22 protein-coding genes and 1 pseudogene are annotated in these 24,790 nt (G+C 62.0%); 7 read left to right on the top strand and 16 right to left on the bottom strand.

Annotated features, from left to right (window positions below; translation table 11 throughout):
• Positions 1-57: 57 nt before the first annotated feature.
• The 3 genes from HNQ95_RS17640 to HNQ95_RS17630 all read left to right on the top strand — a co-directional run bounded on the left by HNQ95_RS17640 (position 58) and on the right by HNQ95_RS17630 (position 4,029).
• A complete protein-coding gene (locus HNQ95_RS17640; protein WP_067965111.1) occupies positions 58-1,314 on the top strand; it encodes a tyrosine-type recombinase/integrase in 1,257 nt (418 codons plus the stop codon).
• A gap of 538 nt (positions 1,315-1,852) precedes the next feature.
• Complete coding sequence (locus HNQ95_RS33700; RefSeq protein ID WP_246340840.1) at positions 1,853-2,674, top strand: helix-turn-helix transcriptional regulator; 822 nt, start codon at positions 1,853-1,855, stop codon at positions 2,672-2,674.
• 5 nt (positions 2,675-2,679) lie between these two features.
• Positions 2,680-4,029 carry a HipA domain-containing protein gene (locus tag HNQ95_RS17630; protein ID WP_154385356.1) on the top strand — a complete coding sequence of 450 codons (1,350 nt, stop codon included), beginning with the start codon at positions 2,680-2,682 and terminating at the stop codon, positions 4,027-4,029.
• A 50-nt stretch (positions 4,030-4,079) separates the two neighbouring features.
• Here HNQ95_RS17630 and HNQ95_RS17625 read toward each other — a convergent pair whose 3' ends face one another.
• The 13 genes from HNQ95_RS17625 to HNQ95_RS17565 form a co-directional block, all read right to left on the bottom strand.
• Positions 4,080-4,337, bottom strand: a complete 258-nt coding sequence (locus HNQ95_RS17625) for a helix-turn-helix transcriptional regulator (RefSeq protein ID WP_083948686.1) — start codon at positions 4,335-4,337, stop codon at positions 4,080-4,082.
• Positions 4,338-4,497: 160 nt separating this feature from the next.
• Positions 4,498-4,728, bottom strand: coding sequence for a DUF2274 domain-containing protein (locus HNQ95_RS17620; RefSeq protein ID WP_067965108.1), 231 nt, complete (start codon positions 4,726-4,728; stop codon positions 4,498-4,500).
• The gene (locus HNQ95_RS17615) at positions 4,725-5,873 is read right to left on the bottom strand and encodes a TraB/TrbI/VirB10 family type IV secretion system protein (RefSeq protein WP_154385357.1); all 1,149 of its coding nucleotides are present in this window, start codon (positions 5,871-5,873) and stop codon (positions 4,725-4,727) included. The genes HNQ95_RS17620 and HNQ95_RS17615 overlap by 4 nt, the downstream gene beginning before the upstream one ends.
• On the bottom strand, positions 5,870-6,850 hold the full coding sequence (gene trbG, locus HNQ95_RS17610; protein ID WP_067965104.1) for a P-type conjugative transfer protein TrbG: 981 nt from the start codon (positions 6,848-6,850) through the stop codon (positions 5,870-5,872). Before trbG ends, HNQ95_RS17615 begins: the two co-directional genes overlap by 4 nt.
• On the bottom strand, positions 6,847-7,536 hold the full coding sequence (gene trbF / locus HNQ95_RS17605) for a conjugal transfer protein TrbF (protein ID WP_154385358.1): 690 nt from the start codon (positions 7,534-7,536) through the stop codon (positions 6,847-6,849). The genes trbG and trbF overlap by 4 nt, the downstream gene beginning before the upstream one ends.
• Positions 7,533-8,870 carry a P-type conjugative transfer protein TrbL gene (trbL, locus tag HNQ95_RS17600; RefSeq protein WP_182574756.1) on the bottom strand — a complete coding sequence of 446 codons (1,338 nt, stop codon included), beginning with the start codon at positions 8,868-8,870 and terminating at the stop codon, positions 7,533-7,535. Before trbL ends, trbF begins: the two co-directional genes overlap by 4 nt.
• Before the next feature lie 3 nt (positions 8,871-8,873).
• Entirely contained in the window at positions 8,874-9,161 is a 288-nt protein-coding gene (trbK-alt, locus tag HNQ95_RS17595; RefSeq protein WP_067967030.1) for a putative entry exclusion protein TrbK-alt, read from the bottom strand.
• A gap of 19 nt (positions 9,162-9,180) precedes the next feature.
• Positions 9,181-9,954 (bottom strand): P-type conjugative transfer protein TrbJ, encoded by a 774-nt coding sequence (gene trbJ / locus HNQ95_RS17590; RefSeq protein WP_067965099.1) that lies wholly within the window; start codon positions 9,952-9,954, stop codon positions 9,181-9,183.
• On the bottom strand, positions 9,951-12,407 hold the full coding sequence (gene trbE / locus HNQ95_RS17585; RefSeq protein WP_067965097.1) for a conjugal transfer protein TrbE: 2,457 nt from the start codon (positions 12,405-12,407) through the stop codon (positions 9,951-9,953). Before trbE ends, trbJ begins: the two co-directional genes overlap by 4 nt.
• 10 nt (positions 12,408-12,417) lie before the next feature.
• Positions 12,418-12,681 (bottom strand): VirB3 family type IV secretion system protein, encoded by a 264-nt coding sequence (locus HNQ95_RS17580; RefSeq protein ID WP_067965095.1) that lies wholly within the window; start codon positions 12,679-12,681, stop codon positions 12,418-12,420.
• Positions 12,681-13,013 carry a TrbC/VirB2 family type IV secretion system protein gene (locus HNQ95_RS17575; RefSeq protein WP_067965093.1) on the bottom strand — a complete coding sequence of 111 codons (333 nt, stop codon included), beginning with the start codon at positions 13,011-13,013 and terminating at the stop codon, positions 12,681-12,683. Before HNQ95_RS17575 ends, HNQ95_RS17580 begins: the two co-directional genes overlap by 1 nt.
• A complete protein-coding gene (gene trbB / locus HNQ95_RS17570) occupies positions 13,013-13,945 on the bottom strand; it encodes a P-type conjugative transfer ATPase TrbB (RefSeq protein ID WP_154385359.1) in 933 nt (310 codons plus the stop codon). The genes HNQ95_RS17575 and trbB overlap by 1 nt, the downstream gene beginning before the upstream one ends.
• 387 nt (positions 13,946-14,332) lie before the next feature.
• Positions 14,333-16,666 (bottom strand): thiamine pyrophosphate-binding protein, encoded by a 2,334-nt coding sequence (locus HNQ95_RS17565; RefSeq protein WP_246340844.1) that lies wholly within the window; start codon positions 16,664-16,666, stop codon positions 14,333-14,335.
• Between the two features lie 190 nt (positions 16,667-16,856).
• On the opposite strand from HNQ95_RS17565, the gene HNQ95_RS17560 reads away from it, so the two are divergent.
• Positions 16,857-17,327, top strand: coding sequence for an Lrp/AsnC family transcriptional regulator (locus HNQ95_RS17560; RefSeq protein WP_067965088.1), 471 nt, complete (start codon positions 16,857-16,859; stop codon positions 17,325-17,327).
• 184 nt (positions 17,328-17,511) lie between these two features.
• Here the strand turns inward: HNQ95_RS17560 and HNQ95_RS17555 are convergent, their stop codons facing one another.
• From HNQ95_RS17555 to HNQ95_RS17545, 3 genes are read right to left on the bottom strand one after another with little or no spacing between them, the layout of a single operon-like run.
• The gene (locus HNQ95_RS17555; protein WP_067965086.1) at positions 17,512-17,940 is read right to left on the bottom strand and encodes a ribbon-helix-helix domain-containing protein; all 429 of its coding nucleotides are present in this window, start codon (positions 17,938-17,940) and stop codon (positions 17,512-17,514) included.
• Between the two features lie 3 nt (positions 17,941-17,943).
• Positions 17,944-19,926 carry a conjugal transfer protein TraG gene (locus HNQ95_RS17550; protein WP_182574754.1) on the bottom strand — a complete coding sequence of 661 codons (1,983 nt, stop codon included), beginning with the start codon at positions 19,924-19,926 and terminating at the stop codon, positions 17,944-17,946.
• Between the two features lie 22 nt (positions 19,927-19,948).
• A complete protein-coding gene (locus tag HNQ95_RS17545; RefSeq protein ID WP_182574753.1) occupies positions 19,949-21,712 on the bottom strand; it encodes a relaxase/mobilization nuclease domain-containing protein in 1,764 nt (587 codons plus the stop codon).
• A 258-nt stretch (positions 21,713-21,970) separates the two neighbouring features.
• Here HNQ95_RS17545 and tnpA point away from each other — a divergent pair, with 258 nt between their 5' ends.
• From tnpA to tnpC, 3 genes and pseudogenes are all read left to right on the top strand, one after another.
• A complete protein-coding gene (gene tnpA, locus HNQ95_RS17540; protein ID WP_182574751.1) occupies positions 21,971-22,858 on the top strand; it encodes an IS66-like element accessory protein TnpA in 888 nt (295 codons plus the stop codon).
• Positions 22,855-23,208, top strand: a complete 354-nt coding sequence (tnpB, locus tag HNQ95_RS17535; RefSeq protein ID WP_182574749.1) for an IS66 family insertion sequence element accessory protein TnpB — start codon at positions 22,855-22,857, stop codon at positions 23,206-23,208. Before tnpA ends, tnpB begins: the two co-directional genes overlap by 4 nt.
• A 72-nt stretch (positions 23,209-23,280) precedes the next feature.
• Positions 23,281-24,687, top strand: a pseudogene (tnpC, locus tag HNQ95_RS17530) (IS66 family transposase); the annotation flags it as partial.
• Between the last annotated feature and the right edge of the window lie 103 nt (positions 24,688-24,790).

Genomic DNA, 24,790 nt, shown 5'->3' with positions numbered 1-24,790 from the left:
TATTCGCCACGAGCCTCTGAAATACCCCTGACGGTACTTTCCGGAGGAAGTGCTCGCATGTTGACGGATGTTGCCCTTAAGTCATTGAGGCCAAAGCAAAAAATGTACAAGGTGGCGGACCGCGACGGCATGTACGTTCGCGTCATGCCTAGCGGCGCGATCTCATTTCGCCTGGATTACAGGATCAATGGTCGGCGCGAGACGGTCTATCTCGGCAGGTACGGCCGGGATGGTATTTCACTTGCCAAAGCGCGCGAGCTTTGTCTCGATGCCCGGCGGGCGGTTCGCGAGGGGCGGTCTCCTGCGCTGGAAAAGCAGCGCGATAAGCGGCGCCTGAAGGAGGCCAGGAGCTTCGGCGAGTTGGGCGTGAAGTGGCTTGAAGGAGCGCCTATGGCCGAGAGCACGCGCGCGATGCGCCGATCAATCTTCGAGCGCGATTTATTGCCTGTCTGGCGAAACCGCCTGCTCACAGAAATCACGCCTGACGATCTGCGTGCCCATTGCGCAAAGATTGTCCAGCGAGGGGCACCCGCGACCGCAATCCATGTGCGCGATATCCTGAAGCAGATTTATGGCTTTGCCATCCTGCACGGGGAGAAGGTCGCTAATCCCGCAGATGAAGTGGGGCCCGCGTCTATCGCGCATTTCGTGCCACGCGATCGTTCGCTGTCGCCGGCCGAAATCCGTGTGATGTTGAAGACCCTGGAGAAGATCGCAACCCTTCCGACCATTCGGTTGGGAATGAAGCTCTTTCTGTTGACCATGGTTCGAAAGAGCGAGCTTCAGGATGCGACCTGGGATGAGGTGGATTTCGGAAACGCAGTCTGGTCGATCCCGAAGGAGCGCATGAAGCGGTCCAAGGCGCACAATGTGTATCTGTCGCGTCAGATGCTCGACATCTTCATCGCGCTGAAGACCTGCGCCGGTAACTCTCGTTACGTGCTGCCTTCACGCTATGATGCCGATGCGCCAATGTCGCGGGCCACATTTAATCGGGTCACCTACCTTGTCGTCGAGCAGGCGAAGAAGGACGGTCTGCCCCTTGAGGCCTTCACCGTGCACGATCTGAGGCGGACGGGGTCGACGCTACTCAATGAACTGGGCTTCAACAGCGATTGGATCGAAAAATGCCTCGCACATGAAGATGGTCGCTCGTCACGAGGCGTCTACAATAAGGCCGAGTACGAACTGCAGCGCCGCCATATGATGCAGGAATGGTCTGATATGGTGGACGCCTGGATCGAAGGTCGGCGACATGCGGTTGTTCTCATCCCGCCCTCGCTGCCGATCTTTGAGCCTGATCCATCTCTTTGAACGCGCGGTGATCGGCGCCTATCGCCGGCACCGATGCACCAGATGCAGCAAATGCGCCGAAGTCTCGTGCCGACAGTTCCGGCAGCTCTGTGCAGGCGAAAGATTGACGGTCTCTTGCTTAAGAATGGACGTAATCTCGCTTTAAATTGGCCGGATACAAAGGACCGCGATGAAGTCGACGTGATTATCGAAGATCGGCGTGGCCGTTGGCATTCAAGGCGTTGGCAACGATAAAGCGGATGACTTTCGGGGGGCGACAGCTTCAGGAGGCGCCGCTCTCGCTGCTCTGGTCCACGTGAAGGGCCCGCTTTTCCCCGCGGAAAGCCACTAGACAGCAACACCGTAAGCCCTGGGTGCGGTCTTATGCGCGCCTTCAGAGTGTCCTGCTCCCGAGCGGTAGCGGTGTGGTTTCAAGTGAACGTTTTTCGTCCAACTGATCCCGTTCGGGAGCTGATTTCGATCTATGATACCGATCGGGATCAGCCTCCCCTTGAAACATCGATGGCATGTCGCTATGTTCCCGATCGGGAGCAAACATATGGCGAGTAAGAAACCTCAATCCACTCTGAGTGACAAAAGCGCTACGGAGCTTGCGAAGCTTGCTGGGCAGGTTGTCTCTCAAGACCTGGCGAAGCACGCTGCCGATATCAACGCGCCATTTCTAAGCGCGACAGATCTCGTCAAGGCGTTTTCGCGATTGGGGATTGCCAGCGACTTTGACAAGCATTTGCCAACTCTACCGCCCAAGATCGACCTCCAGATCCCGGATTTGCTGGAACCAGTTCAGGTCACGCTGCCACGCCCGTTTCCTGAGTCAACTAAAGACCTGGCGAAACACCTTGCTGATTTCACCGTTCCCAAAGATGCGCTCACAAACCTCGGGGAGGGATTGTTGCCATCGGACCATGGCCTCAAACTAAACGCAACAGATCTCGCCAAGGCGCTCTTGCAGTCTGAGGGTGCAGATACCCTGTTTGGGGGGGGCTCCGAAGTGGCGCCGAAGATCGACCTTCAGCTTCCGGACATGCCGCAAGGTGTACGGGTCTCCCTGCCGCATTCGGTTCAGGATTCGTATAAACAGCAGAATAGGGCGACGGGAGACGATAATGCGATCGCGTCGCGGGCTATTCGTGACACGGAAGCGGAAGGGTTGGAGGTGGTCTCTCCTTCAGATCTCGGACTGCTGGTGCGTCGCGCACGCGAAACCCGCCATCTATCGCAGCAGAGCTTCGCTGACCTGGCGGGTGTCGGGCGCAGGTTTCTGTCCGAGCTGGAAAACGGCAAGCCGACTCTCGAACTGGGCAAAGTTCTGAAGGTCGCCCGCACGGCCGGCATATCGCTCTTTGCTCGGCAGAGGTGACTGACGTGGATCTTCTTGCCCTTGATGTAAGGCTGGATGGTTTTGATGATCCTGTTGGCGTCTTCGTACGTGACGAAAGGGGTGCCGTCGCTTTCGGATACAACAGACGCTATCTCGCGAACCCCGATGCCGCCCCCTTATCTTTGTCTCTTCCGCTCGTTGGGGGGCCTTACCCCGATGTTGCCGCGCGGGCCTTTTTCGACAATCTCCTTCAGGAGCGAGACGGCGCGCTAACGGAAGTGATGGAGCGAGAGGGGCTTGCCCGAGACGACATCGCTGGCCTGCTGTTTCATCTCGGGAAGGACTGTGCAGGGGCTCTCTCTGTCCTCCCAATGGGATCGCCGCCTGCCAAGGTTCCGGGCGACTACGAACGGGACTATGTCCCTATACCACCAGACCGGCTCGCTGCGATTGTCGAGGCACTCCACAATCGCACGCGTTTGCCCACCGGAATGGAGGATCCATCTCCGCTGGCTGGTGTGCAAAGCAAGATCGCATTGACAGTTCTTCCGGACGGAAGGTTTGCCGAACCGAACCCGGGATCAGGTGCGCCAACAACGCACATTCTGAAGGTGCCGGATCAGGGGCATAAGCGTGATGCGCGGTATGAGGCAGAGGCGATGGATCTGTCGCGGAAATTGGGTATGGAGACGGCGGAAGCTACAGCGCTTCCGGTTGGGGGAATCGAAGCCCTTCTCGTCACCCGTTTCGACCGCGGGCGAGATAGGCTGGGCAGGGTCGTACGCCTGCATCAAGAGGATTTCGCCCAGGCTCTCGGGCTGCCTGCCTCGATGAAGTATGAGCGGCGAGGGAGGGAAGGCCGTCGTTTTGATGTTTCCGGCATTCGCAAGATACTTGAACAGACCGTTGACCCTGCCCGGGCCAAGGAAGCCTTCATTCAAGCCACGATATTTGATCTCTTGGTGGGTAATGCCGATGGCCATGCCAAGAATTTCGCTCTCCTTTACGAGCCGGGCGGCCGTGTCCGCCTGGCGCCGCGCTACGACATTCTGCCCACGCGACTGGACGACAGCCTGACTGACGAACTGCCTTACAGCATCGGTGAGGCAAAGACGCTCGACGAAGTTACGCCGAGCGCGCTCGACGCGTTTTTCCAAGCGCTAGGGATCGAAAACGCTGCGGGACGGAGGCGCCTGGCTCAGCGATACGCGAGAGATATTGCGTTTGCGCTGGCCAGCCATCTGAAGGCTCTCGAAAAAAATGAGAAGCGCTTCGCAGACTTGATTGCGTCCAACATCAGAGCTTTGCTCGGCGCTTTGGAGATAGAAATACCCGACGCGGCCAGGGAGCGGGATGCGTTTATCAGCAAGGCTGGTGGATGGCACATGAGTTGACGAGGACCGGGCCTGCGCCCCAGGCGATTGTGTCAACGAGCCTGCTCTGTCTATTTCGACGATCTAGGTCGCCGTTTGCTGAGGTCCGGCGCTGGTGTGCGCTGGATTGGAGTGGCTCTACGGGCTGCGAGCCAGGTGTGAACCTCACTGAGATCCCAGACCACGCATCTCGGTGTGAGGGCGAAGCGGCGGGGGAATTGCCCTCGCTGCTCCATTTCGTAGATGGTGCTGTCGGCCAGCGGTATGATCTGCCGCAGCTCCTTGCGTCGAATCGTCCGCTTGATCGCGAAATCCCTCTCCTGGGCCATCGATCTCTCCTTCGATTTTTCGTTGGAGGTGACTGAAGGCGATTGTGATCGAGAGGAGAAGGACCAAAATCAATGCGTCGTACAGGCGGCGGGAATCTCGCACATACAGGACTAGGTGGCGTCTCCGGACTGGAACAGCCGTCAACAGGCTGCGCCTGCGCTACGGATTCAGATGAGGCGTCCGCCGAGCCTTCGCAAACCCGCGATCTGTCGCGATAAAGCGCTGGAGCATCGGTACGATCAGACGGATGGGCTCGGTTGCCGACTGACCGCTCTCGCGGCTGAGGATGTCGGCATAAGTCTTGAGATCGCGATGCAGCGACGCTGGAAGCTCCAACGTTACCTTGACGGGCCTGTCGTCGGCGATGGGGTGTAGTTTCAGCTTGGTCATTGCGTTGCTCCATAGGGCTCCAGCACGAGATCACGCGTGACGATGACGCGTACCGGGAAACCCGGCCGGATGGTCAGCGTCGGCGCGACGGTGAGCTGCCTGCGAATTATCTGTTGGCCGGCATCGTTGATCGTATCCTGCGCTCCGTCGCGAATTGCGCGCAACAGCCGGTGCTCGTCGTTGATCGCCAACTCCGCGCCGGCGGCGAGCAGCGTGGAGAGACCGGCGGCCTTGGCCAGATCCCACCAGTGATAGTCCACCCCATCCTCGAGGCCGGCATAGCCTTGCGTATCGGCGCCCGGCAGACGCTCGAGAACTATGGAACGGCCACTCGGAAAAATGAGCCGGTTCCAGACAAGAAGTGCGCGGCGCTGACCGAATTGGACGTTGCTGTCATACTGCCCGATGATCCGGGTGCCCTGCGGCACGAGCAGGGCGCGGCCGGTTGGGCTGTCGTAAACGTTCTCCGTCACCTGCGCGGTGACCTGTCCAGGCAGATCGGACCTGATGCCAGTTATGAGTGCGGCCGGGATGACAGCGCCAGCCTGGAGGACGAAGGGCGATGCCGGTGGCATGACGCGGTCGCGCGCCACTGTATTTCTGTCGGCGGCGGCGTTGAGGAAAGCCAGTTGTTTGTCTTGCATGGTCTGTTGCCCAAGCTGGCCGCTCAGATCAAGGCCCGGAAAAGCCGCTTCCTGTTCGCCTCTCCCGACCGTCCCGGCTGATCCTCCCCGTGATTGGAAAAAGACTGTGCTCGTCCGTGCGGCCTCTTCCTCGGCGCGCCGGCGCTGTTCCGCCTCATCGACAGGCGGTGCCATGATCGTGGGTGGTACCACGGGCTGCCCCCTGTTCTGTGCATCGAGGATAGGCCGGCCGAGATCGCCGGGTAGCGCCGGCCCGAGGATCGGGCCGGCATAGTCGCGCGGCAAGCCGGCGAGACCGTCGGCGGGTTGCCGATTGGCGGTCGAGTAGAGCTCTTGGTCGTCGGCGCCGGGCACGCGCGTCTGAAGCGCATAAATCAGTGCACCGCCGATGCCGAGCAAGGCGACGACGCCGACGCCGACGATGACCTTTGGCGACAGGCGGGTGATGCGCGGTGTTTCGGCGCGAAGGCGCATCGGAGCGACATTGTCTGTCTCACTCATGACGAGGGCCTTCCATCAGTGCGCACAATCCTTACGGTCTGCTGCCGATCCCCGCCGCCAAGACGAAGTTCGGCTGCGCCGAACAGGCGATCGACGATCAGGACGTGTTGGTAGATGCGGCTGTTGGCGATCTGGGCTTCGCCGTCCGGCCCGATGATCAACAGTGGCGGCATCTCGCCCTGCACGATGCCGCGTGGAAACTCGACAAAGACGCGCCGGCCGTCATCATAGACAGCGACAGGCCGCCAAGGTGGATTGTCGCCCTTAAGCCCGTAGCGATAGTTCCGCGCTGCGACAGCCGGAATGAGTGGTGTTGCCGGAATGGCTTGGCGCTGTCCGGCTGGCTGCTTTGGATAGGCCCAGGCCACCGCCGGCATATATGGCTTTTCGCCGGAACGCAGCTCGATCATGTAGGTGCGCCGGTCGGTGGTGATGACCAGGTTGGTCGAGATGTCGGCGCGTGTAGGCTTTACCAGCACATGTGTACGCCGGGTGATCCCGCTACCGCTCTCGGTGTCTCCGATGATCCAGCGAGCGGTGTCACCGGCGGCGATCGGGCCTGCGCCGGTCAGACTCTCGCCGAGTTCGAGCGCGATGTTGGTGATCTGCCCGGGCGCGGCATAGACCTGGTAGAGGGCGCCTTCGCTCCAGGGATAGATCTGGATGGCATTGTAATAGCCTTCGCGGCGTGGCTGGACGCGCGCGGCGGCATTGGCATTCTCGACACGCGCTGTCGGGGTCAAGGCGGCACTACCGCCACGTGCCGGGGTCCAGGCAGGCGGGATATGGAGAGCCTTCTGTTTGACATCTGCCGCAGCCATGGGGATCGCAGGGAGGGGCGGCACGTCGGCGTCGTAGCTGATCACAGGCGGTTTGCTGGTGGCGCAGCCCGCGAGCATGGCGGAAAGCAAAAGGACTGGAGTTACGGATTTGCGGAAGGACGGGTTGCCGCCTCTGCGGATCGTCGGCCGGTTCATTGGCTCATCTCCTGTGACCAGTTGATGGCATTGACATAGATGCCGAGCGGATTGGCGCGGAGCCTTTCGGCATCGCGTGGCGGCTGGATCACGTTGGTCAGGATTGCAGTCCAGCGCTGGGTCGTGGAGAGCTTCCCGCTCTCGTAATGGCGTTCGGTCCAGGCGACGCGGAACGAATCTGGCGAGGCGCGGATCACCGAGGAGACTTCAACCGCGATTTGTTGCTTGCCGACCTTGGTGAATGGGTCGTTGGTGCGAGCATAGTCGTTGAGCGCCGCAGCACCGCGATCCGTGGTCCAGTCATAGGCACGCAGCCAATTCTGGCGGACGATGATCGGGTCCGCCGGGATCGAGCGGACCTGTTCGATGAAGCGGGCGAGATGCCATGCGATCTGCGGATCGGTTGGCCGATAGTCGGCGCTTGCCGGCACGACAGCTTGCGCCTGACCGAGATTGTCGACTTGCACGATCCAGGGCACGACGGTCCCGCGCGTCGACTGCCAGACGAGTGCCGCGGCGAACACGCCGGAAAGGATCAACGATCCAAACGCCATGTAGCGCCAATTCTTGGCCTGAACGCGGGCCGAGCCGATGCGTTCGTCCCAGACCTGCGCGGCCTTTTGATAGGGGGTCTCGGGTTGAGGTGTCTTGCCGTAATGCGCGGCGGGTCGCCTGAAGAGGTTCATGAACGATCACTTGTCTGAAGGTTGACGGAAGAGGCGGAGGCATGGCTGTCGCCGGAGCGGATGGCGTGGGCGGTTGTCTGGACAGCATGGCTCATGTGGCCGGACCGACGCATACGCTGCGCCCAGCCGGGCGCATGGATGGTGGAAGCTGGCGCAGCCTCAGCCGTGCCTCCGACCGAGCCCATGGTCGAGGAGCCGCCGGTCGCGCTGAAGCCGGCCTTGACGCCGTCGGCGAAGCTTGACCTGACGCTAGCGGCAGCCCTGCGAAGCGGCGATGTCGCCGCGTTGCCTGCGACATGTGCAACGCCCCCCAGTCCGGAGGCGCTACCGGCCGCGCCGGACTGACCGAGGGAGGCGAGCGAATAGGCAGATGACGCCGCGCCAGAAGCGAGTGCACCGCCACGGACGGCTGCCGCGCCAGCCGAGACGGCGGCAGCGCCGCCCTTGGCCGCAAGACCAGCAGCACCAGCAGCGGCCAGCGTCATACCACCTGCCGCAAGACCCGTGCCCACCGCCGCTCCGGCGCCAAGCTGGGGTCCACCGCTGACAAGCCCCGACGCAATGCCGGGACCGAAGATGCCGAGACCCAGCAGCGACAGGGCAGCGAGCACGACAGCCATCGCGTCGTCGATGCTCGGGGTCTGGCCGCCGAAACCTTGCGTGAACTGGCTGAACAATGTCGAGCCGATGCCGATGATCACGGCGAGCACCAGCACCTTGATGCCGGAGGAGACAACGTTTCCGAGCACACGTTCGGCCATGAAGGCCGTCTTGCCGAACAGTCCGAAGGGGATCAGCACGAAGCCGGCCAAGGTGGTCAGCTTGAATTCTATCAGTGTGACGAAGAGCTGAATCGCCAGAATGAAGAAGGCGAGGATGACGAGCGCCCAGGCGAAGAGCAGGCAGGCGATCTGGATGAAGTTCTCGAAGAATGCCACCCATCCCATCAAGTCGGAGATGGACGCAAGCAGCGTCCTGGCTGCATCGAGGCCGGTTTGTGCCACCTTGCCGGGGCGCATCAGGTCCGCCGTCGAGAACCCCGTGCCGGAGCCCTTGAGGCCGAGGCCCGCGAAACTGTCGAAGACGATGTTTGCGAGATTGTTCCAGTTGGAGATGAGATAGGCGAAGACGCCGACAAACAGTGTCTTCTTGACCAGCCGCGCCATGATGTCGTCGTCAGCGCCCCAGCTCCAGAACAGAGCTGCCAGCGTCACGTCAATGACGATCAGCGTGGTGGCGATGAAGGCGACTTCTCCGCCCAAAAGGCCAAACCCACTGTCGATGTAACGGGCGAAGACTCCGAGGAAGTTGTCGATAACGCCGGCGCCTCCCATGCTTCACCGCTCTTCCTGAATTCGCGGAGCAGGAGGCACGGGCGTGCGACCAAGGAACAGGTCGCGTGTTTCTGCCCAAACGCGCAGGCATTCGACGTCTTCAGCCGCCTTCAGTCCAAGCTGCTGGCACCGGCGCTGTCTCTCGTGCAGTTGATTGGCCTCGGGCCGTAGAACCAGCACCGGCGCCGTCGCGGGCACTGGTTGCTTCCGGGTCAGTTCAATCGCTGTCGCCGTGACGGCGACAGCGACGAACACGACTGCGCCGAGGCGCGCAAGCATCTTGCCATCCATCGATGTTCTCCTCTGGCCGTCAGTTGCCATTGTTGAACATGCGGGCATTGCCGGGCTCATAGCCGGAACCCGGGGTCAGGAAGCGGCGGCGCTGCTCCCGGCCCTGTTCGGCAGCGGCTGCACGTTCGGCGTCGGTGAGTGCCTGCGCCCGGCCATTGGCAGCGATGACTGCAGTGAGATCGGCGAGTTGCTGAGCCTGGAGCGCCAGTAGCTGGTTGCCGGCTTGTGTTGCCTGAAGCGCGCCGGCGGCATTCTGGCTCTGGCCGATCAGAGCCGACATCTGGGCACGATTGGTCTCGATGTTTTCCACTGCACCTGCCTGCACTCGCATGGCGTCCTGCAAGCCACCCACGGTGTTTTTCCAGCGTGTCCGCGCGTTGGCGACGAGCTCTTGATCGGAGGCCGACAAGGAGACGCTGCCATATTTCTGTTCGAACATCTGGTCGATCTGCTGCACGTCAAAGGCGATGTTCTGCGCCTGGCTGAGAAGCTGCTGCGTCTTCTGGACCGACTGCTGAAGCTGCTGGAGAGACGAGTACGGTAGGCTCGCCAGGTTCCTCGCCTGGTTGATGAGCATCTGCGCTTCATTCTGGAGACTTTTGATCTGGTTGTTGATCTGCTCAAGCGTGCGGGCAGCGGTGAGCACGTTCTGTGCGTAGTTGGTCGGATCGTAGACAATCCGACCAAAGAAGGCGTGCGCCGGGCTCGTCAGCGCGGGCGAAAGCGCTCCGGTCACAGAAAGAACCGTTGCCGCAATCAAGGCGGCGCGAAGCGTTGAGGGTTGGGTGGTCATGGCGTGGGTTCCTTCTCATACTGGGGGACGAGATTGGTGAGGTTGGGGATGAGGTCGACCGCCCAATCGACGCCGCGGGCGCGCAGCCAGGCGGCGAGGAAGCCGTCGCGGCCATGTTCACCGAGGATCTGCGCAATCAGCGTCTGGTCGGTTTTTGAGGATGCGGCGCAAAGCGCGAGAGCGACCTCGGAAAGCCCGAGTTCAAAGAGCCGGTTGCCCTGCCTAGACTGGCAATAGTAGTCGCGCTTAGGCGTCGCGCGCGCCAGGATCTCGATCTGGCGATCGTTGAGGCCGAAACGTCGGTAGATAGCGGTGATCTGCGGTTCGATTGCGCGTTCGTTCGGCAGCAAGAACCGGGTCTGGCAGCTCTCGATGATAGCGGGCGCGATCGCGGAGCGGTCGATGTCGGACAGCGATTGCGTGGCGAAGACGACGCTGGCGTTCTTTTTGCGCAACGTCTTCAGCCACTCCCGGATCTGGCCGGAGAAGCCATCGTCGTCGAGTGCGAGCCAACCCTCGTCGATGATGATGAGCGTAGGCGACCCGTCGAGCCGGTCCTCGATGCGGTGAAAGAGATAAGAAAGCACCGCAGGCGCGGCAGCCGTACCGACCAGCCCCTCGGTTTCGAAGGCCTGGATAGATGTCTCGCCGATCCGCTCGAACTCGGCGTCAAGTAGCCGGCCATAAGGACCTCCGACGCAGTAGGGGCGTAGTGCCTGTTTCAGGTCATTTGACTGGAGCAGGACGTTGAGGCCGGTGATTGTGCGCTCGTGGACCGGAGCACTGGCGAGAGAGGTCAGTGCCGACCACAGATGCTCCTTGATCTCTGGCGTGATCGTGACGCTTTCACGTACCAGGATCGAGACAATCCAGTCAGCTGCCCAGGCACGCTCCGGTACGTGATGGATGCGCGCGAGTGGCTGGAGTTGTACCGGCTCGCCAGTATCACCAGTCAGGTCGCCACCAAGATCGTGCCAGTCGCCGCCCATGGCGAGCGTAGCGGCGCGGATCGAGCCGCCGAAATCGAAGGCGAAGACCTGCGAATGGCGATAGCGGCGGAACTGCAGTGCCATCAGGGCGAGCAGCACTGATTTGCCAGCACCTGTTGGGCCTACGATCAGCGTGTGACCGACATCGCCGACATGAAGGCAAAAACGGAACGGGGTTGAGCCTTCGGTCTTACCGTATAGCAGAGGGGGCGCTGCGAAATGCTCATCTTTTTGTGGTCCTGCCCAAACAGCCGAAAGCGGGATCATGTGGGCTAGATTGACCGTGGAGAGCGGCGGTTGCCGCACATTGGCGTAGACGTGACCGGGCAACGAACCTAGCCAGGCGTCGACGGCATTTATGGTCTCGGGCGTGCATGTGAAGTCGCGCCCCTGGATGACCTTCTCGGCGAGCCGCAGCTTTTCGTCGGCGACACGCGGATCGGCATCCCAGACGGTGAGCGTCGCAGTGACATAAGCCTGTGCGGCATAGTCGGCGCCCAGTTCCTGCAGGGCGAGATCGGCGTCGGCAGCCTTGTTGGCCGCGTCTGTGTCGACCAAAGCAGCAGCCTCGTTGGTCATCACCTCCTTGAGGATTGCTGCGATCGACTTGCGCTTGGCGAACCATTGCCGCCTGATCTTGGTCAGCAGCTTCGTCGCGTCAGCCTTGTCGAGGAGGATTGCGCGGGTCGACCAACGATAGGGGAATGCGAGACGATTGAGCTCGTCGAGGATTCCAGGCGTGGTCGCGGTCGGAAAGCCGACGATGGTGAGAATACGAAGATGTTGGTCGCCAAGACGTGGCTCGAGCCCGCCAGCGAGGGGCCGGTCCGCGAGCAGCGCGTCAAGATGCATCGGCGTCTCGGGAACGCGCACTCGATGACGTTCGGTCGAAATGCAGGCATGGAGATAAGACAGAGTCTCGACATCGTCGAGCCATGCGCAATCCGGCATGAAACCTTCGACGAGTTGCAGCACACGGTCGGTGCGGTCGATGAAGCCGGCGACGATCTCGTGCGGATCGACGCCGCTTTCGGCTTTGCCTTCATAGAGCCAGCTTTCCGCGCGCGCGGTGTCCTCGGCTGGGGGCAGATAAGTGAAGGTCAGGAAATAGCAGGACTCGTAGTGGGCTCCGGCCTCTTCGAAGCCGGCCTTGCGTTCGGCATCGACCAGGGCGGAGGCGGGGTCTGCGAATGTGCTTTCCGGATAGGCACCGGCTGCATGACGCTGGGCTTCGACGAAGATCGCCCAGCCCGAGCCGAGGCGGCGGAAAGCGTTGTTAAGACGGCTTGCGATGCTGACCAACTCAGCTGCGACCGAACTGTCGAGATCCGGGCCGCGGAATCGGGCGCTGCGCTGGAGACTGCCATCCTTGTTGAGGACAACGCCCTCGCGCACGAGCGCTGCCCAGGGCAGGAAGTCCGAGAGGCGGGCATTTCGGTTTCGGTATTCGGCAAGGTTCATCATGGCGATTACCTCACGCCCTGAGGTGGCCGGGGATGCGCAGATGCCTGCGCACAACCTCGGCGAACATCGGATCTCGCTTGGCGGCCCAGGCGGCAGCAAGGTGCCCGATCAACCCCAGCGCGATCCCAATGATCCAGAGCCGCAGGCCGAGCCCGAGGGCCGCAGCCAATGTGGCGTTCAGGATGGCGATCGAGCGTGGGGCGCCGCCGAGCAGGATGTGTTCCGTGAGCGCCCGATGAACAGGTGCGCTGAAGCCTGGGACTGGTTCCTCCATCAGACAAGCGCTCCGCCGCCGAAGCTAAAGAAGCTGAGGAAGAAGCTCGATGCGGCGAAGGCGATCGAGAGGCCGAAGACGATCTGGATCAGACGTCGGAAGCCGCCCGAGGTGTCGCCGAAAGCGAGCGTCAGACCGGTCACGATGATGATGATCACGGCGATGATCTTGGCGACCGGGCCCTCGATTGACTGCAGGATCTGCTGCAGTGGCTGTTCCCAGGGCATGGACGAGCCCGCGGCGTGTGCGACAGGGGCGACCGCGAGTGCGAGGGCGGTGACCGAGCAAAATGCCGCGATACGGCGTCCGGCTTGGGAAAAGGGTGGGGTCATCAGGAGGTTCCTTCGTTGTTGGAGTTGATGGGGGCGATGCGATAGTCGCCGCCGGGGTCGAGCCCCTCGACGCGAGCAAGTTCAGCAAGTCGTCGGGCGGAACCGCGCCCGGAAAGGACCGCGACGAGGTCGATGGTTTCCGCGATCAGTGCGCGCGGGACGGTGACGACGGCTTCCTGAATGAGCTGCTCGAGGCGCCGCAGGGCGCCGATTCCAGTGCCGGCATGGAGGGTGCCGATGCCGCCGGGATGGCCGGTGCCCCAGGCTTTGAGGAGATCTAGCGCTTCGGAGCCGCGCACTTCGCCGATTGGAATGCGGTCGGGTCGCAGGCGAAGCGACGATCGAACGAGATCGGATAGGGAGATCACGCCTTCTTTGGTACGAAGGGCCACGAGATTGGGCGCGGCGCATTGCAGTTCGCGCGTGTCCTCGATCAGGACGACGCGATCTGAGGTCTTGGCGACTTCCGCAAGAAGGGCATTGGTGAGCGTGGTCTTGCCAGTCGACGTGCCACCAGCAACCAGAATGTTGGCGCGCGCCGCAACTGCCTGACGCAGCGCAGTCGCCTGCTGCGCGGTCATGACGCCGGCTGCAACATAGTCGTCGAGGGTGAAGACGGCGACAGCCGGCTTTCGGATCGCGAAGGCGGGTGCTGCGACGACAGGCGGCAGAAGCCCTTCGAACCTCTCTCCCGTTTCGGGCAACTCCGCCGAAACACGCGGATTGCCGGAATGTACTTCGGCGCCGACATGGTGGGCGACGAGGCGAATGATGCGTTCGCCGTCTGCGGCCAGGAGCGTGCAACCTGTATCTTCAAGCCCGCCGGAGAGGCGATCGATCCAGAGCCGCCCATCGGGGTTCAGCATCACCTCGACGATGGACGGATCTTCCAGAAACCCGGCGATCGCGGGTCCCAGTGCGGTGCGCAGCATGCGCGCACCGCGCGAGGATGCTTCTGAGTGTCGTTGAGAAGTCGCCACGTAGTCCCCGTTCTCGTTCCGGTGGCGCGCCGCGCGACCCTGATCGGGGATGATTAAGAGAGCCAGAAATCAGGCAGGTTCAACAGGTTTCAGGGGGCGTAGTAGAGTAGCGTGAAAATACAGGCGAATGGCGGGGAGCTACGTCTTATGACCAGGCATCTGGTGATCGATACCAGCATGATGCGATCTCATGACTTGCGGAAGCATCTGTCGGAAACAGAAACGACATTGCTGTTTTGGCGGATGGCACATGGGTAGCGGCCTATGAGGGAACGCTCGTCCGTCGCCTGCTCGCGGCGTATTACCATGTGCTGCCGGGCCGCCTTAGATGCGTAGAACTTACATCGCAACGACGCCGAGATGCCGTATCGGCTTGGCTCCGGAAACCGCCTCCGCTGCGCGTACAATGCCCTGCGCGTCGATGCCATAGTGCCGGTATAGATCGGCAATGGTGCCCGTCTGGCCGAAATGCTCGACGCCGAGCGGCCGAATGCGGTGGCCATGGACAGACCCGATCCACGCCAGCGTGGCGGGGTGACCATCGACCACTGTGATCAGCCTGCAGTGGGGCGGTATCTCCTCGAGCAGGCGCTCGATATGGCTTCTGGCGTGTATCAGGCCGCGTTCGCGTGCCCGCTGGGCCGCAGTCCATCCGGCGTTGAGCCGGTCGGCCGAGGTAATGGCGAGCAGGCCGACATCTCGCCTGTCTTCCCCCATCAGCCCGACCGCCTCGATCGCTTCGGGAGCGACGGCGCCCATATAGACGACCACCACCTCGGCATTGGGGCCGGGCTTGCGCATCCAGTAGCCGCCGTTGACGATCTCTTCCGAAAGTCTGGGGCCGATCTGGCGGTTCACCTGGTCGATGGATCGGGTTGAAAGCCTGAGGTAGACCGAACCGCCGACGGCATCCCTGAGCCAGGTTGCCTCGTCCGGCACGGCCTCGCCGGAGCGTTGGATGTAGTCGAAGGAGAAGCGCAGTATGGTCGCCAGTTCGTCGACAAAAGCGGGCTCGAAGGCCGCCAACCCGTCTTGCGCCATGCCGATCAGTGGGGTCGCTATCGACTGGTGAGCGCCACCTTCCGGCGCCAGCGTGACGCCGGATGGCGTCGCGGCGACAATGAAGCGGGCGTCCTGGTAGCAGGCATAATTCAGCGCATCGAGACCGCGTTCGATGAACGGGTCGTAGAGGGTTCCAACCGGCAACAGGCGCTCGCCGAAGATCGAATGCGAAAGACCCAGCGCCGACAACATGATGAACAGATTCATCTCGGCGATGCCGAGCTCGATGTGCTGGCCCTTGGGCGAGAATTCCCAGTTGAAGGTCGACGGGATGCGTTCCTTACGAAACAGGTCGGCCATTTCGTTTCGCGCGAACAGGCCGCGGCGGTTAACCCAGGCGCCGAGATTTGTAGACACAGTGACGTCGGGTGAGGTTGTGACGATGCGCCGTGCGAACTCGCTGTCCTGTTTGCCGATCTCGTGCATCAGCAGGCCAAAACCCTGCTGGGTCGAAATTTGAGGCTGGGCGGGCGCCTGCAATACCTCGGGCACGTCGATTTGCGCCGACGCATAGCGCCTCTTGCCCTTGGCTATGAAAGGCGCCTTGCGAACAAAATTGGCTACCTGCACCGCCGGTTGGACAAGGCCTTCGAATGGCTCCCATTCGTGGCCAGGCCGCACACCATGCGCGGCGCGCAGGCTGTCGACTTGCGCTGGGTTCATGAGGCCGGCGTGATTGTCCTTGTGGCCGGCGAGCGGAAGACCGAACCCCTTGATCGTATAGGCGATGAAGCAGACCGGGCGGTCATGCGTACGGGCCTTTTCGAATGCTTCTATCAGCGTCGGCAGGTCGTGGCCGCCGAGATTGGTCATCAGTTGCGACAGTTCCTCGTCACTGCGGCTCTCGATCAGCCGTGAAACCGCGCCTTGGTCACCCATATCGTCGAGCAGGCGCTTCCTCCAGGCAGCGCCGCCTTGGAACGTCAAGGCCGAATAGAGCTGGTTCGGGCAGCGGTCGATCCATTGCCGAAGGGCTTCGCCCCCTGGTTCGGCAAAAGCCTGCTCCTGCAACTGTCCGTATTTGAGCAGAACGACATCCCAACCGAAGTTTTGAAACAGGGATTCGAACCGTTCCCACAGGCCCTCGCGCACGACCGCGTCGAGGCTTTGCCTGTTGTAGTCGACGATCCACCAGGTGTTACGCAGGCCATGCTTCCACCCTTCCAGAAGCGCCTCGAAGATGTTGCCTTCGTCCATCTCGGCGTCGCCGATTAGCGCGATCATCTTTCCGTCGGGCAGCTGCTTGGCCATCCCTTTGGTGTGCAGATAGTCTTGGACCAGCGAGGCAAACAGCGTCTGCGCAACGCCGAGGCCGACCGAACCGGTCGAGAAGTCGACGTCGTCCACATCCTTGGTGCGGGATGGATAGGATTGTGCGCCCTTGTAGCCGCGAAAATTCTGCAGCTTTTCCAAGGTCTGGTTGCCAAACAGATACTGGATTGCGTGGAACACCGGACTCGCATGCGGCTTGACCGCCACTCGGTCCTCGGGCCGCAGGATTTCGAAATAAAGCGCCGTCATGATCGTCGCCAGGGACGCCGACGACGACTGGTGGCCGCCAACCTTAAGCCCATCCTCATTGGGACGGATATGGTTGGCGTTGTGGATCATCCAGGTGGCGAGCCACAGTACTTTCTTCTCCAGTGCTGCCAGCAACTCCAGTTGGTCTTTTTCCACGAAATCCTCCCTCGAATTCGTGACGACCATAACTGGATGATCGCAGCGATTTCAGTCGATTTTGACTGCAAGGAGCGGAAGGATTGGCTGGCTTTGCGAAAAATATCCCGATATGTGATAAATCATGGCAAAACCAATCATCGATGCTATCGACCGCAAGATCCTGACAATCCTGCAATCTAACGCGCATGCGACGAGCGACGAGATTAGCCGGGAAGTCGGGCTCTCCCCGTCGCCCTGCGCCCGCCGGGTTCGGAACCTGGAAGAAATGGGCGTGATCAAAAGTTACGTGGCCGTTGTCGACCAGGTGAAGGTCGGCCTGCCGATCAGCGTCTTCGCCTCGATCAAGCTGGAGCGGCAGCGGGAGGAAGAACTTGACCGGTTCGCCAGGGCCGTCCAGCGCTGGCCGGAGATCGTAGAATGCTACCTGATGACGGGTCAGCGCGACTACCTGCTTCGGATCGTCGTGAAGGACCTCGAGGCTTACGAAGCATTCCTCAAGCGAACGCTCACCCGCCTCGAAGGCGTTGCCTCGATTGAATCGAGCTTCGCGTTGGGGCAGGTGAAGCATGCGCAGCCTCTGCCGATCGAATAGCCGCCACAAGACCATCCAAGCGAACGCCCGCTCCAGCATTGCGCTTCCTGCCTCTATCAAGTCGAGCACGGTGCGGGCGGCGTCGGGTACATTGGTGCCTGGCACGGACATTGCCGAGACGCGACCGATACTCGCTGGATTCTCTCCGCGAAATCCGAGTGAGCCTCAACCATCGTGGTCGCTCCTAAAGGCCGCCTTCGGTCGTGTGATGCTGATCAACATCATCTGGAATCTCTCGCAGAAAACTCTGGCCCTTCTGCAGTCGCTTGCCGAGTGTTTCGACGAAGCCTTCGAAACGCTCTCGTCCCTTGGCCTGAGCCGCAGCTTGCGCCTCAGGCGGCAGTGGTGGGGTAATCGAAAGCCAGAAGCGCACGAAAAGGGCGAGGGTTTCCGCGGTCACACCAAGATCACGCTCCATTCGCTGGATCTGCCTGGACAGTCGGTCGAGCCGGCGTGCGAAGGCTGCTTCGCGTGCATCGGCATGGTCAGGCGACAGGAACGAACTGACAGCCGCCTCCACGATGGCCGACCTGGGCAATTTCTTGCGATCGGAAAGCTCGTTGATGCGCCCGATGAGCTCCACCGGCAGGGTGAGATTGAGCCTGTCACGCATACCCTAGAGCTCCATGCCGTCGCCCGGGTCGAGTGCGACCTGGCGTGCGATGCCGCTCATCTGGCGGCGCAGCGCCTGACGACGCCGAGCGGCGTCCTCCGGCTCGTCGTCGAGGAAATGCGCGAACTCCTGAGCAGGCGTATGATCCGTGGTTTCCTTTGCGATGGCCACGTGTTCGGGGAGCTCCGGTTCGCGGCGCAGCCCCGCATTGGCGCTGTCTGGCACATCAGCGGTTGCTGATACGGGATCGGGATCCTGCGGCAGGACTGTCGACCAGTTGTCGCTTCGGCTGGTCCTGTCCAATTCGGATGGATCCGGCGGCTCCATGACGCGTTCGCGGAAGCGCACATCCTCATAGTAGCGCGCCTTTTTTGCCCGTATCGGCGGCGTACCTGCGATCATGACGATTTCTTCGGCCGGTGGTAGTTGCATGACTTCACCCGGGGTGAGAAGGGGGCGTGCCGTTTCTGAACGCGAGACCATCAGGTGCCCGAGCCATGGCGAGAGCCTGTGGCCGGCATAGTTCTTCATCGCCTTCATTTCGGTGGCTGTGCCGAGAGCATCGGAGACGCGTTTGGCGGTACGCTCGTCATTGGTCGCGAAACTCACACGCACATGGCAATTGTCGAGGATCGAGTTGTTGGCGCCGTAGGCCTTTTCGATCTGGTTGAGCGATTGGGCGATGAGAAAGCTCTTGATGCCGTAGCCGGCCATGAAGGCAAGCGCGGACTCAAAGAAATCGAGGCGGCCGAGCGCCGGAAACTCGTCTAGCATCATGAGGACGCGGTGCTTGCGTTCCGTGGCGTGCAGGTCCTCGGTGAGCCGTCGGCCGATCTGGTTGAGGACGAGGCGGATCAGTGGCTTTGTTCGGGAGATGTCCGATGGCGGGACGACCATGTAGAGCGTCGTCGCCTTTGCCTCGGCTGTGAAATCTGCGATGCGCCAGTCGCAACGGCCAGTCACTTCCGCGATGACCGGATCGCGATAGAGGCCGAGGAAGGACATGGCAGTAGACAGCACGCCGGATCGTTCGTTGTCGGATTTGTTGAGGAGCTCGCGCGCCGTCGACGCGACAACCGGATGCGGGCCGGCCTCGCCGAGATGCTTCGTCGTCATCATCGCTGCGAGCGTCGCCTCGATCGGGCGGCGTGGATCGGAGAGAAAGGCGGCGACGCCGGCAAGGGTTTTATCTTCCTCGGCATAGAGGACATGCAGGATCGCGCCGACCAGAAGGGAGTGGCTGGTCTTTTCCCAGTGATTGCGTTTATCGAGCGAACCTTCCGGGTCGACCAGAATATCGGCAACGTTCTGCACGTCGCGCACCTCCCAATCGCCTCGCCGAACCTCGAGCAGGGGATTGTAGGCGGCTGATTTCGGATTGGTTGGATCGAATAGCAGTACGCGACCATGCCTGTTTCGGAAGCCGGCTGTGAGTTGCCAGTTTTCGCCCTTGATGTCGTGAACGATTGCCGAACCCGGCCAGGTCAGCAGCGTAGGCACCACGAGACCGACGCCTTTGCCGGAACGTGTCGGTGCAAAACACAGCACATGCTCGGGCCCGTCATGGCGCAGATAGTCGTGATCGAGCCGGCCAAGAACGACCCCGTCCGAGCCGAGCAGTCCCGCGGCCTCCACCTCCTTCTTTTCGGCCCATCGGGCGGAGCCGTAGGTCTGGACGCTTTTGGCCTCGCGAGCTCGCCAGACCGACATGCCGATGGCGACGGCGATAGCGATGAAGCCGCCTGAGGCCGCAATGAAGGCAGCCTTGTTGAAGATCGCGGGCGCGTAGGCGTCGAAGAAATACCACCACCAAAAGAAGGCGGGCGGATAGTAGATCGGCACACCACCGACACTGAACCAGGGCGTGCCGAGCTGCGACTGATACCCAAGCTGCCAGGCAACATATTGGGTTGCAGCCCAGGTGGTGACGATCACGATCAGGAAGACCACCGTGATTGGGCCCCAGAGGATTTTGGTCGCTGACATGCGTGATCTCTTTCCGTGGTTGTCAGAGGCCGAGGTCGCGCTTGCGGCCGACAGTGAGTTCTATGCCGCCGCTGACCTTGGTCATGCCGGCGACATGCTGGCCGAGCTTGCGATCGAGGTCGCGCGACCACGGCACGAGCTGGAAGCCGAGACCGCTATCAATCATCACGAAGCGGCCGGAAGAGAGGGCGAGCCGCTGGCGCACGACGCCCGCGACGTGCTGGCCGGCTATCGTTTTCACATGCGGCAGTCCGGTCTCGGCCGAAAGCTTCTCGCCGACGGCATCGAGCTCGCGGCGGCGAAGCGTGGCGAGGAGATCGCGTTGCACGATGATGCGCTGGCCGTCGCGCCGCGCGAGGCTCTGATCGGCGAGATGTTCGGCACGCGCCTGCATGGCCTCTCGTACTTCGCGGCCAAAACCGGCCTGCGACAGCGGCATGGCATCGCGCTCGACAAGGCGATGATCAATCCAGGTGGCACCGGGTGCTGTGACCTGCGCTTGAAGGTCGAGATCGGACCGCAGCGCAAGCACCAATGTCGGGCGTTGACCGTCCGTGCCACTGAGGTGACGGACTTCGGCGATGCCGCCATTTGCGGGAGCCAGATCGAAGGCTTCTACGCCCCGGAAGCGGACATGGTGAGCACGACCGTCGACCCCATCGATGACGGCGTAGGCCTCGCCTGTCAGCTCGTCGTGAAGGCCGCGATCGACAAGGCGCCCAATGATCGGCGAGCCGGAGGTTCCGCCGTCGACCTCATAATCGCCGACGCCGCGATCCTGGCCGCGCTCGGTGAAGGCGCGGTGCATCGTCTTGATGATATCGCCGCGCATGCCGAGATCGCGCAGAGTGCGTTCGGCTTCGAGACCAACGACCCATTCTCCAGAATTGCCCTGGATGGCGAGCCCTAACTTCTCGATATGCTGGAGCCGGCCGACCATGAGGCGCCGGAGCTCCGGATCAGCTGGGGCGGAACGGTCTGGCCTGAGATTGACGTAGCCGGTCTCATCGGCTGCGCGCTTGATCTCCCGGTCGATCCGCGTCCAACCCTCGGCCGTGATTTCCTTTTCAAGTGCGCTGCGGATTTCGTGCTCCGGCTTCGGGCCGAGCTCGATGTCGACGAGATCGTCGGCGCGGGAGCGCAGACCGCGGCTGATATAGTCGCGAGAGACGACGAGGTCGGCGCCGGCGTCGTCGACGCCGCGCAAGAGCAGATGCACATGCGGGTTGTCGGTGTTCCAGTGGTCGACGGCGATCCAGTCGAGGCGCGTACCAAGATCGGCTTCCATCTGGCGCGCTAGATCTCGGGTGAAGGCCTTAAGGTCGGTCATCTCGGCTGCGTCCTCCGGCGAGACGATGAAGCGGAAATGATGCCGGTCGTCCTTGCAGCGATTGGCGAAGGCGAGATCGTCGGCACGATCGGTGTTTGCGTCGAACATCACGCCCTTCTCTCCATCTCGGCTGACGCCCTCGCGCTTGAGATACGAGACATGGGCGGAGAGCGGCGCTGAACGGAATGCCCGCCCCTGGTGGCGAGCGACACGCGCCTTGATGACGACGCGGCGATGCGGGGAAAAGATGCGGGAGCGTCCGAAGACATTGCGCCCGCGTCCGAAGGTCGAGTGGCCGACCCGGCGGCCCGGCTTGCCCGATGGAGCGCCGCCAGAGATGTGGCCGGCGCGCTTGGCCGCGGCGAGGACCTGATTGACGAAGCTCTTGGCCCTCGGCTCCTTCGTCGAACGAATGCGGCCTGGCTGGATGCGGAAGTCGCGGTCACCCTCGCTCATGACTGTGCCCGCGGTTGTGACCGGAGGCTGGCCGTGCATCTCGAAGCATTGAAAACATTGGAACAATTCGGGCAGCATGCCCGCGACCGGCCGGCATGCACCGGAAAATGCAAGCCATGCCAATGGCTTAACGCGTTTCGGGCATGCGCTTTTATCTCGCCATCCTTAGTCGTTTCGTAAGCGTCCGGTCCTGACACCTCGTTGGCGTAGTGCAAAATCGCAGCATGTGGAGTTCCTTCGTAGGATGGAGGATCTCCGGTGAATTTGAGACATTTCGAGAACACGGCGCGTAAGTCCTTCTGGGTGATCCATGTCGAAGCGTGGCGTCAGAGCGGGTTGGCGCGCACAACCTATTGCCGCCATCACCGTCTCAACCGGCGTACGTTCGAGCGCTGGCTTGACCACCTGATGGGCAAGGAAGTAGCGCGCAAACATGCGGAATCGCAGGCACAATTGCTCCGGGAAGCGTGTCCGCAACAACGCCAGAAAGGGCCGCGCCGGCGTCAACGCCAACGTTTTGGCGTGAGCACGGATGTGCGCAATCGTGCGCTCCAGGCGTTCTGGGCAATGCATGTCGAGGCGATGAACTGGAGCGGCATGGGCGTTCGCGAATACGCCGCGGCACTGCATCTTTCGCCCTATGCGCTGCGCCGTTGGCGTGACCGCCTGGAGGATGGCGAGGTTGAGATCGACTGGCGCGCGCATCTTCATCCCTCCGCCCGCCCGACCGTTAGTGATATCACTAACGGCGCGACGTCCGAAAACAGCTTGACAGGGCGTCCAGATGACACTCCCGCCGCGCGCGGCCGCCGGTTCTTCACGGACGCGCAGAAGCTCACCATCGTGCAGGAGAGCGAAGCTCCAGGTGCAACGGTCTCGGCTGTCGCGCGCCGGCATGGGATCGCGACCGGCATCCTGTTTCGTTGGCGCGCGGAATTTGGCGTGGCGCAGAAGAAGCAAGCGAAACTCGCATCTGTAACGCTGGCAACAGACGCGGCAGCGGCATTCGCGCTGCAGAACCTTGTGCAGCCCCCTGACGGGATGATGGCAATCGAACTGCCGGATGGGCGGCGTGTCTTTGCACCTGCGGGCAGTGATCCTGTTGCCGTACGAGTGTTCGTCGACAGCGGAGGGACTGCATCATGATGATCGTTCCGGCGGGGGTGAAGGTGCATCTGGCGCTGGGTCACACCGACATGAGGAAGGGGCTGGACGGGCTCGCCATGCTGGTCCAGGCAACGCTGAAGCAGGACCCGTTCTCGGGTCATCTGTTTGCCTTCCGCGGAAAGAAGGCGTCGCTGCTCAAAATCGTTTTCTGGGATGGCAACGGGCTGTGTCTGTTCACCAAACGGCTCGACCAGGGCAGCTTCGTGTGGCCGCGTATGGCAGGTTATGATGGCTCGATCACGCTGACGCCGGCACAGCTTGCCATGCTGATCGAGGGCATCGACTGGCGCACACCGGAGCGTGTCTGGAGACCGGCTCTGGCCGGCTGAAAACGGTCCTCCGATCGACACGGAAACTACCGGAATCCTTGGGTTTTTGAGCGGTTCATGGTAGATTGGATCATGTTGATCGATCTCGACAATCTGCCGTCCGATCCAGCACTTTTGCAGCGTCTGCTGCGCGATATGGCAGCTGCCGTCGAGAGCCGCGATGGCGAGATCGAACGCCTCCAATCGATCATCAAGAAGCTCCAGCGGGCGCAGTTCGGCAGGCGTTCCGAGCGCCTCGACCCCGATCAACTGGCGCTCGCCCTGGAAGACCTTGACGCCGACATCGCCCGCATCCGGGAGAGCAGACCGAGCATCCATCCACCGTTGGAGCGGCCATCCCATCGCAAGCCACTGCCCGATCATCTGCCGCGCGAGGACGTGCGGCTCGACATCGAAGAAGCGTATTGTGGGTGCTGTGGCGGCGCACTCCATGCGATCGGCGAGAGCGTCAGCGAGATGCTCGACTGGGTTCCGGCACAGCTTCGCGTTGTCCGCATCACGCGCCCGAAATACGCTTGCCGTGTCTGCGAGACGGTAGCGCAAGTGGCTGCGCCGGAGCGGTTGATCGCCGGCGGATTGGCAACGCCGGCACTTCTGGCGCAGGTGCTGGCCTCCAAATATTGCGATCACACGCCGCTCTACCGGCAATCGCAGATCTTCGCCCGCCACGGTGTCGATCTGGCGCGCTCGACGCTGGCGGGATGGGTCGGCGGCGCCTGCTGGTGGCTGGAAGCCCTGCACGAGCGGCTGGTGAAGAGCGTGTTCGCCTCCAACCATCTGTTCGCCGACGACACACCGGTGCCGGTGCTCGATCCGGGCCGTGGGCGGACCAAGACGGGGCGGTTGTGGGTCTATGCCCGTGAGCAACGACCCTGGGCCGGACCCGAACCGCCAGCGGCAGTCTACCTGTTTGCGCCGGACCGAAAGGCCGAGCGCCCGGTATCGCATCTTCAGCACTTCAAGGGCGTGCTGCATGTCGATGGTTATGCCGGTTTTGAACAACTCGCTGCCCGTGGCGACATCGTTCTTGCCGCCTGCTGGGCGCATACCAGGCGCAAGTTCTATGACGTGGTCGAAGCGACGGGATCGCCCGTGGCGACTGAGGCGCTGCGCCGGATCGGTGAAATCTACGCCGTCGAGGCGGACGTGCGCGGTCAGTCGCCGGCCCTTAGGCTTGCGGCGCGGCTGCAGCGATCGAAACCCGTTGTTGCCGCCTTCCATGCCTGGCTGGAAGTGCAGCTCCAGCACATCTCCGGACGCAGCACGCTTGCAGAAGCGATCCGCTATGCGCTGTCGCGTTGGCCCGGACTGACCCGCTTCCTCACCGATGGTCGTGTCGAGCTCGACACCAACCCGGTCGAGCGGGCCATCCGTCCCGTTGCGCTCGGCCGCAAGAACCACTTGTTCGCCGGCAGCGATGGTGGCGGCGGCCGCTGGGCGATCGTTTGCTCTCTCACCGAAACCTGTTTATGCCGCGCGCGGCATAAGCAGGTTTATGCCGACCGTCGAACTATGCCGAGTGAGCAAGTTTTTACCAATGCTTTCAGTAACGTAGCGGTAGCAGGATCGGCATAGCCTAGGC

The organism is Aminobacter ciceronei (assembly GCF_014138625.1).
Lineage (GTDB): Bacteria > Pseudomonadota > Alphaproteobacteria > Rhizobiales > Rhizobiaceae > Aminobacter > Aminobacter ciceronei.
This window is presented reverse-complemented; position numbering and strand designations above follow the sequence as displayed.